Origin of the sequence: Pseudomonas sp. TMP9 (assembly GCF_037943105.1) — a bacterium.
Classification (GTDB): Bacteria; Pseudomonadota; Gammaproteobacteria; order Pseudomonadales; family Pseudomonadaceae; genus Aquipseudomonas.
The window spans coordinates 1,338,786-1,353,129 of record NZ_CP149803.1 but is presented as its reverse complement, the minus strand read 5'-3'; the positions used below and the strand labels follow the sequence as shown (position 1 = coordinate 1,353,129).

The 14,344-nt window shown below is 55.1% G+C and carries 15 protein-coding genes; 4 read left to right on the top strand and 11 right to left on the bottom strand.

All coding sequences use genetic code 11. The features are described 5' to 3' along the window. The first annotated feature begins 2 nt into the window (after nt 1–2). Nucleotides 3–542 (top strand): CsiV family protein, encoded by a 540-nt coding sequence (locus WF513_RS06400; protein WP_339082517.1) that lies wholly within the window; start codon nt 3–5, stop codon nt 540–542. A gap of 61 nt (nt 543–603) precedes the next feature. Here WF513_RS06400 and WF513_RS06395 read toward each other — a convergent pair whose 3' ends face one another. Genes WF513_RS06395 through WF513_RS06380 form a run of 4 tightly spaced genes read right to left on the bottom strand, consistent with a single transcriptional unit; the run spans nt 604 to nt 3,651 of the window. Beyond that, nucleotides 604–1,341 carry an S-methyl-5'-thioinosine phosphorylase gene (locus WF513_RS06395; RefSeq protein WP_339082515.1) on the bottom strand — a complete coding sequence of 246 codons (738 nt, stop codon included), beginning with the start codon at nt 1,339–1,341 and terminating at the stop codon, nt 604–606. 10 nt (nt 1,342–1,351) lie between these two features. Next, entirely contained in the window at nt 1,352–2,350 is a 999-nt protein-coding gene (gene nagZ / locus WF513_RS06390) for a beta-N-acetylhexosaminidase (protein WP_339083445.1), read from the bottom strand. 21 nt (nt 2,351–2,371) lie between these two features. Continuing rightward, nucleotides 2,372–2,896: a L,D-transpeptidase gene (locus WF513_RS06385; RefSeq protein ID WP_339082513.1), complete on the bottom strand. Its 525-nt coding sequence runs from the start codon at nt 2,894–2,896 to the stop codon at nt 2,372–2,374. 47 nt (nt 2,897–2,943) lie between these two features. Next, the gene (locus WF513_RS06380; protein ID WP_339082512.1) at nt 2,944–3,651 is read right to left on the bottom strand and encodes a TetR family transcriptional regulator; all 708 of its coding nucleotides are present in this window, start codon (nt 3,649–3,651) and stop codon (nt 2,944–2,946) included. A gap of 271 nt (nt 3,652–3,922) precedes the next feature. Here WF513_RS06380 and lexA point away from each other — a divergent pair, with 271 nt between their 5' ends. Together lexA and sulA are read left to right on the top strand one after the other, a co-directional pair. Then, entirely contained in the window at nt 3,923–4,534 is a 612-nt protein-coding gene (gene lexA, locus WF513_RS06375) for a transcriptional repressor LexA (RefSeq protein ID WP_339082510.1), read from the top strand. Between the two features lie 10 nt (nt 4,535–4,544). Further along, nucleotides 4,545–5,021, top strand: a complete 477-nt coding sequence (sulA, locus tag WF513_RS06370) for an SOS-induced cell division inhibitor SulA (RefSeq protein WP_339082508.1) — start codon at nt 4,545–4,547, stop codon at nt 5,019–5,021. 121 nt (nt 5,022–5,142) lie between these two features. Here sulA and WF513_RS06365 read toward each other — a convergent pair whose 3' ends face one another. The 6 genes from WF513_RS06365 to fadB all read right to left on the bottom strand — a co-directional run bounded on the left by WF513_RS06365 (nt 5,143) and on the right by fadB (nt 12,523). After that, on the bottom strand, nt 5,143–5,376 hold the full coding sequence (locus tag WF513_RS06365) for a hypothetical protein (RefSeq protein ID WP_339082506.1): 234 nt from the start codon (nt 5,374–5,376) through the stop codon (nt 5,143–5,145). Nucleotides 5,377–5,454: 78 nt separating this feature from the next. Then, on the bottom strand, nt 5,455–5,973 hold the full coding sequence (locus WF513_RS06360; protein ID WP_339082504.1) for a DUF6586 family protein: 519 nt from the start codon (nt 5,971–5,973) through the stop codon (nt 5,455–5,457). A 70-nt stretch (nt 5,974–6,043) separates the two neighbouring features. Then, the gene (gene topA / locus WF513_RS06355; RefSeq protein ID WP_339082502.1) at nt 6,044–8,653 is read right to left on the bottom strand and encodes a type I DNA topoisomerase; all 2,610 of its coding nucleotides are present in this window, start codon (nt 8,651–8,653) and stop codon (nt 6,044–6,046) included. A 124-nt stretch (nt 8,654–8,777) separates the two neighbouring features. Further along, complete coding sequence (locus WF513_RS06350; protein WP_339082500.1) at nt 8,778–9,014, bottom strand: DUF1653 domain-containing protein; 237 nt, start codon at nt 9,012–9,014, stop codon at nt 8,778–8,780. Nucleotides 9,015–9,169: 155 nt separating this feature from the next. Continuing rightward, entirely contained in the window at nt 9,170–10,345 is a 1,176-nt protein-coding gene (fadA, locus tag WF513_RS06345; RefSeq protein ID WP_339082498.1) for an acetyl-CoA C-acyltransferase FadA, read from the bottom strand. A gap of 30 nt (nt 10,346–10,375) precedes the next feature. Next, nucleotides 10,376–12,523 carry a fatty acid oxidation complex subunit alpha FadB gene (gene fadB / locus WF513_RS06340; RefSeq protein ID WP_339082496.1) on the bottom strand — a complete coding sequence of 716 codons (2,148 nt, stop codon included), beginning with the start codon at nt 12,521–12,523 and terminating at the stop codon, nt 10,376–10,378. A 477-nt stretch (nt 12,524–13,000) separates the two neighbouring features. On the opposite strand from fadB, the gene WF513_RS06335 reads away from it, so the two are divergent. After that, complete coding sequence (locus WF513_RS06335; RefSeq protein WP_339082494.1) at nt 13,001–13,819, top strand: hypothetical protein; 819 nt, start codon at nt 13,001–13,003, stop codon at nt 13,817–13,819. Nucleotides 13,820–13,866: 47 nt separating this feature from the next. Here the strand turns inward: WF513_RS06335 and WF513_RS06330 are convergent, their stop codons facing one another. Beyond that, complete coding sequence (locus WF513_RS06330) at nt 13,867–14,304, bottom strand: hypothetical protein (protein ID WP_339082492.1); 438 nt, start codon at nt 14,302–14,304, stop codon at nt 13,867–13,869. Nucleotides 14,305–14,344 lie beyond the last annotated feature (40 nt).

Sequence of the window (14,344 nt, the reverse complement as noted above, 5' to 3'; positions counted from 1 at the left end):
CCATGCGCGCACGCCGCATATTGACCCTACTGCCGCTTATTTTGCTGAGCCTGCTCAGTAGCAACGCAGCCCTAGCTGAAAGCCTGTATCAGGTTGAAGTCATCGTGTTCCGCCAAGCGGCGGAGCCGATTTCTGCAGGCCAACTACCGCCCGATAATTGGGCGCAAAATGCGCTGCCCGTAGACGGCAGCAACAGCCGCAGCACTGCGCTGAATGCCGAAGCGGGCAAACTCAGCCCATCCAGCGGTTATCAGGTACTGCTGCACAAAGCTTGGTCACAGAGTTTGGGGGGATCAAGCAGCAGCGTCGCAATTAGCACCGGTGATGAACAGTTCGGCCACTTCCCCATCGAAGGCACAATCAGCCTCAAAGCCGGCCGCTTGATCGAGCTGGACAGCGACATCTGGGTCAACCAACTCGACGCCAGCGGCACCCTCACTGACAGCGAGCGCATCAAGCAAAGCAGCCGCCTGAAAAGTGGCGAACTGACCTTTGTTGATAATGGCAGCCTGGGGTTGCTGATTCGCGTAAGCCCGTTGTAAGCATGCTTAGGCAATAAAAAGGGTCGCACGAAGCGACCCTTTTTATTACGCCAACATTGCCTTAGCTAGCTAAAACCCGCGCTAAAACAGCTTTAACTGTATCCATGCCCTCGTCCAGCGCACGCTCGATCTCAGCCATAGTGATCAACGCGCGCGACTTGCCGGCGGCCGGGTTTACCACCAGTGCCAGGCAGGCATAGGGCAGCGCTAATTCACGCGCCAGAGCCGCTTCCGGCATACCGGTCATACCGACTATGTCGCAGCCATCGCGTTCCATCCGCGCGATTTCCGCCACGGTTTCCAGGCGCGGCCCTTGGGTACAGCCATAAACACCATTATTACTGAATGCGCAGTACTCGGCGGTTAGTGCATTCGTCAGTTTGGTGCGCAACCCCGCGTCATAGGGATGGCTGAAATCAACATGGGTTACATGCTCAAGCTCACCTTCGAAATAGGTGTGCTCGCGCCCAGAGGTGTAGTCAATGATTTGATGCGGCAAACAGAAATGTCCAGTGCCCATGGCCGAGTGAATACCGCCTACCGCATTCACTGCAATAATCGCCTTGGCTCCAGCCTCACGCAGCGCCCACAGGTTGGCGCGGTAGTTGACTTGATGCGGAGGGATGCGATGCGGATGCCCGTGGCGGGCGAGAAACAACACCTCACGTCCGGCATAGTCACCTTTAAGCACCGGAGCAGACGGCGCGCCATAGGGCGTGTCGATATGCAGCGCAGCTTTAATGGTCAACCCGTCGAGTTTGGTCAGGCCCGTACCGCCGATGATCGCGTAAACCGTCATGCCTTACTCCTTAGTCGATTAGTTGTGCTTCACGCAGGCTGCCCAGTGCAGCTAACCAGCGCGGACTCCGTCGATACTCGGTGCCGGGGAAGGCTTGCCGGCGCATCCGCGCAAGCCCTTGCGGCGGTTCGACCTTGAGCCGTTGCAACGCGCTCAACGCCAGCTCCGCCGCCGCACGATCGTTGCACACCAAGCCCATATCGCACCCAGCTGTTAGCGCCGCCTCGATACGACACGCTGCATCGCCGACAATATGGGCTCCGGCCATGGACAGATCGTCGCTGAAAATAACGCCGTTAAAGCCCAACTCACCCCGCAAAATGTCCTGCAACCAACGCCGCGAAAACCCAGCTGGGCTGGCATCCACGCGGGGATAAATAACATGAGCCGGCATCACCGCTGCCAGTTGCTGGCTCAATTGACGAAATGGCAGCAGATCATTAGCACGAATTTCATCCAGACTGCGCTCATCCACGGGAATCGCCACATGGGAATCAGCTTCAGCCCAGCCGTGGCCGGGGAAATGCTTGCCGCAAGCAGCCATACCCGCCGCATTCATGCCCCGGATAAAAGCACCGGCCAGCAAGGTGGCGCGCTGCGCGTCACCCTCAAAAGAGCGACTGCCGACCACTGCACTGCGTTGATGATCGAGATCCAGCACCGGGGCGAAACTCAGGTCCAGTCCCGCGGCTAGTACTTCGATGGCCATCACCCAGCCACACTGCTCAGCCAAATACTCGGCATTAGCGTTATCAGCCAATGCGCGCATCGCGGGCAAACGCACAAACCCCTGACGCAAACGCTGCACCCGCCCGCCTTCCTGATCTACGGCCAAGAGCAGATCAGGGCGCAGTGCACGTATAGCGCCAGACAACTCGCGCACCTGATTGGGGTGCTCAATATTGCGCGAAAACAAAATCAGCCCGGCGACCTGCGGCTGGCGCAAGATCTGCCGGTCTTCAGCCGTCAACCAGGTGCCGGCAATGTCCAGCATCATCGAACCCTGCATGGGTGAGCTCACAATCAATCCTTAATAAAGCGTTGCAGTCGCCCAAACTGGACAGGCTGCCTCGTCAATCTGTACCGCACAGTGAAGGGGCACGCGGGCAAATAACTCAAGCAGATCGCTGTTACGCATGCGCACACAGCCATGAGAAAGGGCAACACCCATGGGCTCGCTGTCCGGCGTACCGTGGATGTAAATGTAACGGCGGAAGGTATCCACATTGCCCAAACGATTGCGTCCAGGCTCACAACCACTCAACCAGAGAATTCGCGTGAGAATCCAATCACGACCGGGAAATTGCGCGTGTAACTCAGCCGACCACACCTCTCCCGTCCAACGCCGCCCGCGCAGCACAGCGGCAGAAGGCAAGCCCTCACCTATCTTTGCTCGCACCTGATGCAGGCCACGCGGCGTACAGCCGGAACCATTGCATTCGCCCGCGCCATTACGTGCGGTAGAAACACTCAAGCGCAGCTGAAATTGGCCATTGGCAAAGCCGTAAAGGCATTGATCAGCGAGGGAGAGGTGGAGGAAATCGAGAGTAACCATGGGCGGCTAGCTTAGCGGATAGCATCCACCACGCCCACCCGTGGGGGTCAAACTTTGCTGAGGATGGCTGAAGCCTTAACGCGGGGTTTAAGCTGGGCACTGGCCAGGACTGAGTCGCTCAGGCCGGTTTCCGAACGCATGCCTGCGGCGAGAAACGGCACCATCAAGCGCATGACCTGCTCGATCGAGGTATTCACGCCAAAATCGGTTTCTGACATGGCCCGCAATGCCTTAATGCCCGACATGCTAAACGCTGCAGCGCCCAACATAAAATGCACACGCCAGAACAATTCCAGCGGCGGAATACGCGGAGCGGCTTCGTGCACCAATTGCATGTAACGGCGAAACACTTTGCCGTACACCTCTTCCAAATATTTACGCAAATGACCCTGGCTTTGGCTAAACGCCAACCCGAGTAACCGCATAAATATTGAAAGGTCGTTACCACTGCGTGGCTTTACAGCCAACGCCTGATCGACTAACAAAACCAGCAGCTCTTCTAGGTTGACCTTGGCCTCAGGCTTGGCCTGTCGGCGATCCAGCTCACGCTCCAGACTTACGCAGAAAGGCCCAAGAAAACGGGAAAAAACCGCCTGAATCAGGGCCTTTTTCGAGCCGAAGTGATAGTTCACCGCAGCCAAATTGACCCCAGCCTTACTGGTGATCAAACGCAACGATGTTTCTGCGAAACCTTTCTCCGCAAAAAGTTGCTCTGCCGCATCGAGAATGCGTTCAACGGTTTCTGACTGGGCCATGACTTTAATCATCTAAACAAACACTTGTTTGAAACATACGTTTCAGCTGCCCGCCTTGTCAAGCCGAGCCAACCATCTTATGGCCAACGGGTCACAGTTGTTCAAGTAAAGGCGAAGCCAACCCCTACTGAACGCTCGAGAAGCCACCCGAGTAACAACGTAGTTGGCAGGTGATGCGCAAGTGTCTTGCATACAGATCAAAACGCAAGGATTGCCAATCCTCGACCACTGTATATAATCCCAGCCACTGTACAAAAAGACAGAGCCGATCATGCTAAAACTAACTCCGCGCCAAGCTGAAATACTCGCCTTCATCAAGCAGTGCCTTGAGGATAACGGCTACCCGCCCACACGTGCGGAAATCGCCTTAAAACTAGGTTTCAAATCACCCAACGCGGCCGAAGAGCACCTCAAGGCCTTGGCCCGCAAGGGTGCTATCGAAATGACCCCTGGCGCTTCAAGGGGCATTCGCATTCCGGGCTTTGAGCCTAATGCCGACGAGGAAGAAGGCCTCCCCGTAATTGGCCGCGTTGCTGCTGGCGCGCCGATTATGGCGCAGCAACATATCGAAGAATCTTGCCGAATCAATCCTGCGTTCTTCAGCCCTCGAGCAGACTACCTGTTGCGTGTGCGCGGCATGAGCATGAAAGACATTGGCATCTTCGATGGCGATCTGTTGGCCGTGCACACCACCCGTGAAGCGCGTAATGGCCAAGTGGTCGTTGCCCGTCTTGATGATGAAGTCACCGTTAAACGCTTCAAGCGTGAAGGCAACAAGGTTTGGCTGATTGCTGAAAATCCCGACTTCGCGCCGATCGAAGTCAATTTAGAAGAACAGAATTTGATTATTGAAGGCTTAAGCGTCGGCGTAATCCGCCGCTAGTGGAGGATCTATGCAGTTCCAACATTCATTGAACCGTACACAACTGCCTCTGTTCGATGCGTTTCTTGCGTCGACAGTGCCTCCACTACTTGCCGATAGCAGTGAGCTGCCCTGGCAAAATGATGAGGTACACGCTTTCAGTGAGCTGTCGCTTCGTGGTGCAGCGGGGCACTGTCTGAATCTTCTCGCGCCAATATTGCGTCAACTCAGTGAAATCCACGACCAGCGCTGGCTCACCTTGATCGCACCGCCGGCCAGTCTGACTCAAGTTTGGCTGCGCGAAGCAGGCTTAAACCGCGAACGAATCTTGCTGTTACACCCACGCGGCGAGCAGGACGCACTGGAATTAGCGCAACAAGCCTTGAGGCTAGGCCGCAGTCACACCGTGGTCAGTTGGCTGCATCCTTTGCCGCGCCAAGTTCGCCAACATCTTGAATTGGCAGCACGCCAAGGTATGGCGCAGAGCCTGAATATCAGCTTGGGTTAACCAGGCGCAAGTGCGCACACGGGATGTGCGCATAGGTCATTAGAGATTTAAGAAGCGCTACAAAGACAATTAGCAAACAAGCGTGCAAGGCTCTAGAGCATATCGCCGAGCAACCCGACAATTAATGCAGAACTCGCGGCCCCTCTTCATGCTGGAAGTTATTTTCAGCCAAGCGCCCTGCCATCTGTACGCCCACACCAAGCATAGCCTTGGCCACTTCTACATGCTGGCCCTGCAAAAAAGCTTTGGCATCAGCAGAGAAATCCAGCACGACCAAAGATTCTTCATCCTCACCACGACGCAAAGCAATGCGCCCGTCGGGCAATTCAACAATTTCCAGGAAGGATGTAGGCATTCTGTTTGCTCTCCACGTAAGGCTTTAAATGTAACGGCCTGACTCTAGTCAGACTCACTCACTGACCTAATCAGCGGTCTACCACTCACTTAAGGTTTCACGAAACCGCTGCGCGAGCGACTTCAATTGCTGCCGCCATGCTTCCAGCGCTTCATGGGCGAGTGGCACGATTTCCTCATCCAAGCTAACCGCAATAATCATGGGCGTAGTGGGATCGACTTTGGCTTTTTTGCTGGCGTGTGGTGGCTTAAATAACTCGCCATACGCGTTGAGTAGCTGCGCTAGCCAACTGTCGGCTGATTGTGCCAGCTCTACCAACTCGCCTAGCTCTTGGCTGGGCGCCGCCTCCAACACAGACTGAACTAAAAAGCTTTCAGCGCGTGGCGCTGAACTGCCGGGCAAACGGTAGTAGCCGGCAATTTCGTGACAGAGCCCCAACAAGGCGCCGTAAAGATGAAACAGCGCCGCTTCACGCTCAGCCTGTATCAGGGCTAGGGCATTCAAACTTTGAGCTTGCTCAGCTTTGCGCCAGGACTCCAGCGCTAAACCTGCATAGAAGATTTTCTGATTAGTCCGGGTATAGAGTTCACTGGCCATTATGGCGCCCTCGATTAACACTCAGATAAGCAAAGGCTCGCCTGCCAGAGCAGGCGAGTAGCACGCTGAATCAACTCTTATCTTCGACCTTCCACTTGCCACCCTCGAAGAATGCTCGCCAACCCGTCGGCTTACCGTCGACCTCGGTCTGCACATACTGCTCTTTGGTCTTGCGGCTGTAACGAATCACCGCAGCGCGACCTTGAGGGTCTTTCTTTGGAGCATCGCAAAGGAAGTGATACTTAGGATCAATCTCTTCGCGATGAGGGACTATTTCCAATACCAATGGAGCGCGGGTTTCACGGTTTTTGGGAAACTGACTGGCCGCCAGAAATAGGCCAGAGGCGCCATCACGCAAGATATAGGTATCGTTGACCTTCTCGCATTTGAGCTCAGGCATTTTCACCGGGTCCATCTTCGGCGGCGCCGCCTCACCGCTTTTCAGCAGTTTTCGGGTGTTTTTGCACTCGCTGTTGGTACAGCCAAAAAACTTGCCGAAACGGCCCGTTTTCAGCTGCATCTGACTGCCGCACTTGTCGCAATCCAGGCTTGGACCTTCGTACCCCTTAATACGGTACTGACCCTGCTCTATCTCATAACCGGAACAGTCCGGATTATTGCCGCAGATATGTAGCTTGCGGGTTTCATCGAGCAGGTAAGCGTCCATCGCTGTCGCACAGATCGGGCAGCGATGCTTGCCGAGCAGCACGCGCGACTCAGACTCACCTTCATCGTCGGCAGCAATTTCATCGCCCGGCACCAAATTCACAGTGGCTTTGCAACGCTCTTTAGGCGGCAAGGCGTAACCGGAGCAACCAAGGAATACGCCTGTGGAGGCCGTGCGAATGGTCATGGGCCGGCCGCAATCACGGCATGCAATATCGGTCAGCGTCGGCGTATTAGCACGCATACCACCGTCACTGTCGCCCGCCACTTCAAGCTTCTTTTTGAAATCGCTGTAGAAGTCGTCGAGTACATGCTTCCACTCACGCTCACCGTGAGCCACATCGTCCAAGTGCTCTTCCATACCGGCGGTAAAGCCGTAGTCCATCAGGTTGGCAAAGCTCTCGGATAGGCGCTCAGTGACGATATCGCCCATCTTTTCTGAATAGAAGCGGCGGTTATGCAGCGCTACGTAACCGCGGTCCTGAATGGTGCCGATGATGGCCGCATACGTGGACGGACGGCCAATGCCTCGCTTCTCCATCTCTTTAACCAAACTGGCTTCTGAGTAACGCGCTGGCGGCTTGGTGAAGTGCTGACTCGGGTCGAGCTTGATCAGCTTGAGGGCTTCACCCTGCCCCATATCTGGCAGTACATCGTCGTCACCCGGCTTGCTCATTTGCGGCAATGCCCGGGTATAACCGTCAAATTTGAGAATACGGCCCTTGGCCCGCAGTTCGAACTGCGCTGCAGTCACGGTTACGGTGGTCGACAGGTATTCGGCAGGCGGCATCTGGCAAGCCACAAATTGGCGCCAGATCAGCTCATACAAGCGCTCTGCGTCGCGCTCCATACCCGACAGCTGCGTAGGCTTGAGATTGACGTCGGAAGGACGGATGGCTTCGTGCGCCTCCTGAGCACCTTCTTTGCTGCTGTAGGCGATTGGGTTGGCAGGCAAGTACTTCTTGCCGAACTCAGCCTCAATAAAGTCGCGCGCCATACTTACGGCATCAACTGATAGATGGGTGGAGTCGGTACGCATGTAAGTGATGTAGCCAGCCTCATAGAGACGCTGAGCCATCATCATGGTCTTCTTCACCCCAAAGCCCAGGCGGTTACTGGCGGCCTGCTGCAGGGTCGAAGTAATAAAGGGTGCTGACGGCTTGCTGCTGGTCGGTTTGTCTTCGCGCTTGCTGATGCTATAGCTGGACGCCTTGAGCGTGGTCAAAGCAGCCATGGCCTGCGCTTCGTTCAGCGGCTTAAAAGCGCTGCCACTCTCGCGTGCCACTTCAAACCGCACATTAGCGCCTTTGGTGGTGCCCAGGTCGGCGTGCACTTCCCAGTATTCTTCGGGGACAAAGGCGCGAATTTCTTTCTCACGCTCGACCACCAGCTTTACCGCTACCGATTGCACGCGGCCGGCAGACAAGCCACGGGCGATTTTGGCCCATAGCAGCGGGGAAACCATGTAACCCACAACGCGATCCAGAAAACGTCGCGCCTGCTGGGCGTTAACCCGGTTGATATCCAACTCACCTGGCTTGGAGAACGCTTCTTGGATGGCTTTCTTGGTGATCTCGTTGAACACCACGCGCTTATAGCGGCTGTCATCGCCACCGATGGATTCGCGCAGGTGCCAGGCAATGGCTTCCCCCTCGCGATCCAAGTCGGTTGCGAGGTAGATGGTGTCAGCATCCTTGGCCAAACGGCGCAATTCCTCGACCACCTTCTCTTTGCCCGGAAGGATCTCGTATTTAGCTTTCCAGCCGTGTTCGGGATCAACCCCCATGCGTGCGAACAGCTGACGCTTGGCTTTTTCCTTGGGCGACAGCGCCGGTACTTCACCCGCTGCAGCTTTCCCACGCTTAACCGGCTCTTTGGCGGTGCTCGCCGAGCCACTGGTGGGTAGGTCACGGATGTGGCCGATGCTCGACTTCACCACGTACTCGTTGCCCAAGTACTTGTTGATGGTCTTGGCCTTGGCCGGGGATTCCACGATGACCAGCGATTTGCCCATGGATTGGAAAATTCCTGAATTCGGTAAATAAATGCGGGAGGCGCTGAGCAGCCTGCTAGCGCGGCACCGCTATATATAGTGGTGGTCCGGCTGAGGTCAAGCGCAGCAATAGCCCGGTATCAGCTCAAGGCTTGGTGAACAGTGCGGTTTCAGCTTGGACCAGAGCAAAGCGTGGAACCGTCTCACCTTCCACCACAACATGCTCGCAGAACATCTCCAGTGGCCGTACCCACAGGCCAAACTCACCATAAAGCGCCTGGTAGACCACAAGTTCTTGCTCTGTTTCGGAGTGCTTGGCGACGCCAACCACTCGGTATTCTGGGCCTTTGTAATGACGATAGAGACCAGGCTGTAACGGCATGAAAGCATTCCTTGAAGATTTTCTACCGACAAAACTTCGGCTGAAATTTTCACGTTGCAGGACGACGATCCATAAGGTGGTTGCCGCCAATTGCAGGCCATAAATAAAAACCGGGGCGCTAGGCCCCGGTTTTCCGACTCTTTACGCTGTAATGCTTACAGACGCTCGAAGACGGTGGTGATGCCTTGGCCGAGACCTACGCACATTGTCGCCACGCCGAAGGTGCCGTCATTTTGCTTCATCACGTTGAGCAGGGTACCGGAGATACGTGCACCGGAACAACCGAACGGGTGACCGAGAGCAATTGCACCGCCATGCAGGTTGACCTTCTCTTCCATCTTATCGAGCACTTTCAAGTCCTTAAGCACAGGCAGGGCCTGAGCAGCGAAGGCTTCGTTGAGCTCAAAAAAGTCGATGTCGTTGATGGTCAGGCCAGCACGCTTCAGAGCTTTATGGGTCGATGGCACTGGGCCGTAACCCATGATTGCCGGATCAACACCCGCTACAGCCATGGCGCGAACCACGGCCATGGGCTGAATGCCGAGGTCCTGAGCGCGCTGGGCGCTCATGACGATCATGCAGGAAGCGCCATCCGTGATCTGCGAGGACGTACCTGCAGTGACAGTGCCGCCTTTCGGGTTGAACGCAGGTTTCAACGCCGCCAAGCTGGCCAAGGTGGTTTCCGGACGAATGGTTTCATCGTAGTCGAAGACCTTGAGGAAGCCATTCTCGTCGTAGCCCTGCATCGGGATGATTTCGTCTTTGAAGTTGCCTTCAACCGTAGCCTTTTGGGCCAGACGGTGCGAACGTTCACCGAACGCATCCTGCTGCTCACGGCTGATGCCGTGCATCTTGCCCAGCATTTCAGCGGTCAGGCCCATCATGCCCGACGCCTTGGCCGCGTACAGCGACAGGTGTGGGTTTGGATCAACGCCATGCATCATGCCAACGTGGCCCATGTGCTCCACACCACCAATGACGAATACATCGCCATTACCGGTTTGGATAGCCTGCACGGCAGTGTGCAGAGCGCTCATGGATGAACCGCACAAACGGCTCACGGTCTGGCCAGCAGCAGTGTGCGGGATCTGGGTCATCAACGACGCCATGCGCGCGATGTTCCAGCCCTGCTCTAGGGTCTGGTTAACGCAGCCCCAGATCACGTCTTCCACTTCAGCCGGATCGACTTTGGTGTTACGTGCCAGCACGCCGCTGATCAGGTTGGCCGACATAGTTTCGGCACGGGTATTGCGATGCATGCCGCCCTTGGAACGACCCATCGGGGTACGACCGAAGTCGACGATGACTGCATCTCTAGGATTCAGGCTCATAAATTCACTCTCGCTCTAGTCTGTCCGCGATTAACCGAAAAACTTCTGGCCGTTAGCAGCCATTTCGCGAAGCTTGGCAGTCGGGGTGTACAGCGCGCCCAGCTCGGCATATTTGTCGGCTAGGGCAACGAACTCGGCCACACCGACGGTATCGATGTAACGCAGTGCACCACCGCGGAAGGGCGGGAAGCCAATGCCGTAGATAAGACCCATATCGGCCTCAGCAGCGGTATCAACGATGCCATCTTCCAAGCAACGAACAGTTTCCATGCACAGCGGGATCATCATGAAATTTACGATGTCTTCATCAGTCACTTCACGCTGCTCGCTGACGATGGATTTCAGCAACTCATAAGCAACTGGGTCGATGACTTTCTTCGGCTTGCCGCGCTTGTCTGTTTCATAGGCATAGAAACCTTTGCCATTTTTCTGACCCAGACGATCAGCGTCGTACATCACGTCGACGGCCGTGCGACCTTCAACGGCCATACGGTCCGGGAAGCCTTCTGCCATGACGTCACGGCCATGATGGCCAGTGTCGATGCCAACAACATCAGACAGGTAGGCTGGGCCCATTGGCCAACCAAACTTCTCCATTACTTTGTCGATACGGACGAAGTCAACGCCCAGCTCAAGCAACTTGGAGAAACCACCGAAGTACGGGAACAGTACGCGGTTGACCAGGAAGCCTGGGCAATCGTTAACCACAACCGGGGTCTTACCCATCTTCTTGGCGTAAGCCACAGTAGTGGCGACAGCCACTTCGCTGGACTTCTCACCACGGATGACTTCAACCAGCGGCATCATGTGCACAGGGTTAAAAAAGTGCATGCCGACGAAGTTTTCCGGACGCTTGAGGGCCTTAGCCAGCAAGTTGATGGAAATAGTCGAGGTGTTAGAAGCCAGGATTGCGTCTTCGCGCACCATGCCTTCCACTTCAGCCAGCACGATCTGCTTAACCTTAGGGTTCTCAACGACAGCTTCAACAACAATATCAACTGCGCCAAAATCGCCGTACGACATAGTCGGGCGAATGGCCGTCAGCGCTTCAGCCATCTTCGCTGGGGTCATACGACCTTTCGCAACAAGACCGCCTAACAGCTTGGACGCTTCAGCCAAGCCCATCTGGATACCCTCTTCACGGATATCCTTCATCAGGATTGGGGTGCCTTTGGAGGCAGACTGGTAAGCGATGCCACCGCCCATGATGCCAGCGCCGAGCACGGCAGCCAGTTTCACGTCTTTAGCGATGTCGTCGTACTGCTTAGATTTCTTCTTCAGATCCTGGTCATTCAGGAACAGGCCGATCAAGCTGGCAGCCACTTGCGTTTTAGCCAACTTGACGAAGCCAGCCGCTTCAATTTCCAGTGCCTTCTCGCGCCCCATGTTGGCCGCTTTCTGGATGGTCTTGATAGCTTCAACAGGCGCCGGGTAGTTCGGACCAGCCTGACCTGCAACAAAACCTTTAGCGGTTTCAAAGCACATCATCTGTTCCATCGCGTTGAGCTTAAGCTTCTCCAGCTTAGGCTGGCGCTTGGCCTTGAAGTCTAACTCGCCAGAAATGGCGCGCTTGATCAGGTCAAGCGCAGCGGCGTGCAGCTTGTCAGCAGAAACCACAGCATCAACTGCACCCATTTTCAGGGCATCAGCTGCTTTGTTCTCTTTACCGCCGGCGATCCACTCAATGGCGTTATCAGTACCGATAACACGCGGCAGACGCACAGTACCGCCAAAGCCTGGGTAGATGCCCAGCTTGACTTCTGGCAAGCCAACTTTGGCGCCGTCAGCCATTACGCGGTAATCCGCGGCTAAGCACATTTCAAAACCACCGCCCAAGGCGATGCCATTGATCGCGGCAACGGTTGGAACATTAAGGTCTTCAAAATCACTAAAGATTTTGTTGGCTTCAAGATTACCAGCCACGAGTTCTTCGTCGGACAACTTAAAGTTATCGACGAACTCAGTGATGTCTGCACCGACGATAAATACGTCTTTGCCACTGGTGACAATCACGCCTTTGATCGAACCATCGGCCTTGATCGCATCGACAGATTGACGCAGTTCATTGAGGGTAAGACGGTTGAACTTGTTGACGGATTCACCCTTGAGGTCGAATTTCAATTCGACGATGCCGCTCTCAAGAGCCTTAACCGTGATGGCTTTACCTTCGTAAATCATCAACTGATCTCCACGGTATGGAAGCTGAACGTACACATCGGAGCCAACCAGCAAGCTACTCCACGGCATAGCCGATTCAGAATAGCCCCAATTAGCCTGGCACACCCACCGACGCGATAATCGGGCTGTGAAGGCGATGCCTTGTGGCAATCGCTCAATTCATACGCCCGTTTGATTTGGGTGCGCACACCTTCAAGGAAAAGCCTCGGCTTGTCAATTAGCCAGTAATGCTCGTCATGCTGTACAAAAAATTACGTTCGAACTCACCTCACAGCTCTGTTTACTCTGCTGCGAACAAGCTGACATATGCAGCGATACAGCGAAAATCTGCCATCTCAGACCATAAACACGTGTACAGCCACGAGCCTAGCAAAATGATTTAGCTACAGGTACAGTCGTTTCATACGACTGTTTCAGACCGTCCGTAACCCTAAAAAAAACAATTAGAGCCCATTCAAGGGCACACGGAGTTAGTCCATGTCGAGCCGTATGCTTGCCATCGTTTTTAGTACCCTACTGGCCTTCACCCTCCCCCTATTCAGCGCTACAACCTACGCAGCAGACGCCGCAGTTAGCCTGTTAAAACTGCACCAGCTTCGCCTCGCTGCGCAAAAAACCTTGGGCGACTTTTACATGTTTAACGGCATGGAAGGCGACCAGCGCTATTCACGAATGATCAGTGAGTCGCTGACTGAGGTGAATATTCATCTGGCTGCGCTGACAGAGATGCCGGGTGAAGGCGCGAAAGCCTTGCGCTCGCAACTGGATCAGCAGTGGAAAGGTTATCAAATCGACCTAAACAATTTGGTCAGCGCACTGAAAAGCCAAGGCTATACCGACTTACAACCAGTGGCTGATCTGGCCGCACGCAACCAGCAACTGCTGGTCTTAAGCCAAGAGCTGTACAGCAAAATCCAACAAGAAGGCAGTTACAGCGTCCCGGCAATGACCCAGCGCAGCCGCGAGCAGAGCTTGCTGATGCAGGGAATCGCCGTGGATTACGCGTCACGCAGCGCTTCAGTGGGCGCCACTTTTATGGGCGGTGGCGAGGCAAGACCGATGGAAGAGCTGGTCAGCGAATTCGCCAGCAAGATGAGCGCCTTGGAAAAAGACCCGCAAAACACCCCACAACTCAAGCAATCATGGGCTGGGGTCGCCACCAAATGGCGTTACATCGAAAACTCGTTGATTAACTACAACGAAAATAGCGTGCCCTTCTTGGTCAATAAGTATTCCAACACAATCATCCAGGGCATTGAGCAAATTTCCGCTCAGTACGCAGCCACAAGCCTTTAACCACCATCAGCGCAATCAAGCCCAGTGCCGGCGCTGGGCTTTTGTATTCAGGCTCTGGCCTGCAGAAAATCGACAATTTTCTCCAGCGCCGCACTGGCACCGCGCTCACCCCAACACATAGATAGCATCTGCTCAGTTGCCTCGACCTTGAACGCATCCGCTGGCAGAGTCTGCAGCTGCAGTAATAAAGCGTGGTCAGCACAAGGTTCGCGCCATTTATTCACCCATTGGCCCGGTTCTAACTGCCAGTAGCACCAGCTATCCACCTGCCCTGGCTGGCGAGCACAATAATATTGCGGGCACGAGTATGGCGGCTCCAGCGGCAGCCAATACGGCCATTCTTGGGGTGACAGCTGCATGGCCACACCCAGGCGCCGAGCATGCAAGCGCACATCCATCTGCCGTTGCTGTCGGCGCGACGGAGCCAGCCAGGACAGCGGGCTTAACGCTACGGCCACAAGAAAAAAGATTAACCAGAAATTCATGTCATTTTCTCGCAGGCAAAAGCCTGTCATGTGCACTTAA

Bases quoted from the DNA above. Each gene is read 5' to 3' on its own strand.
- WF513_RS06400 (WP_339082517.1), top strand. From the start codon at position 3: ATGCGCGCACGCCGCATATTGACCCTACTGCCGCTTATTTTGCTGAGC.
- WF513_RS06395 (WP_339082515.1), bottom strand. From the start codon at position 1,341: ATGACGGTTTACGCGATCATCGGCGGTACGGGCCTGACCAAACTCGAC.
- nagZ (WP_339083445.1), bottom strand. From the start codon at position 2,350: ATGCAGGGTTCGATGATGCTGGACATTGCCGGCACCTGGTTGACGGCT.
- WF513_RS06385 (WP_339082513.1), bottom strand. From the start codon at position 2,896: ATGGTTACTCTCGATTTCCTCCACCTCTCCCTCGCTGATCAATGCCTT.
- WF513_RS06380 (WP_339082512.1), bottom strand. From the start codon at position 3,651: ATGGCCCAGTCAGAAACCGTTGAACGCATTCTCGATGCGGCAGAGCAA.
- lexA (WP_339082510.1), top strand. From the start codon at position 3,923: ATGCTAAAACTAACTCCGCGCCAAGCTGAAATACTCGCCTTCATCAAG.
- sulA (WP_339082508.1), top strand. From the start codon at position 4,545: ATGCAGTTCCAACATTCATTGAACCGTACACAACTGCCTCTGTTCGAT.
- WF513_RS06365 (WP_339082506.1), bottom strand. From the start codon at position 5,376: ATGCCTACATCCTTCCTGGAAATTGTTGAATTGCCCGACGGGCGCATT.
- WF513_RS06360 (WP_339082504.1), bottom strand. From the start codon at position 5,973: ATGGCCAGTGAACTCTATACCCGGACTAATCAGAAAATCTTCTATGCA.
- topA (WP_339082502.1), bottom strand. From the start codon at position 8,653: ATGGGCAAATCGCTGGTCATCGTGGAATCCCCGGCCAAGGCCAAGACC.
- WF513_RS06350 (WP_339082500.1), bottom strand. From the start codon at position 9,014: ATGCCGTTACAGCCTGGTCTCTATCGTCATTACAAAGGCCCAGAATAC.
- fadA (WP_339082498.1), bottom strand. From the start codon at position 10,345: ATGAGCCTGAATCCTAGAGATGCAGTCATCGTCGACTTCGGTCGTACC.
- fadB (WP_339082496.1), bottom strand. From the start codon at position 12,523: ATGATTTACGAAGGTAAAGCCATCACGGTTAAGGCTCTTGAGAGCGGC.
- WF513_RS06335 (WP_339082494.1), top strand. From the start codon at position 13,001: ATGTCGAGCCGTATGCTTGCCATCGTTTTTAGTACCCTACTGGCCTTC.
- WF513_RS06330 (WP_339082492.1), bottom strand. From the start codon at position 14,304: ATGAATTTCTGGTTAATCTTTTTTCTTGTGGCCGTAGCGTTAAGCCCG.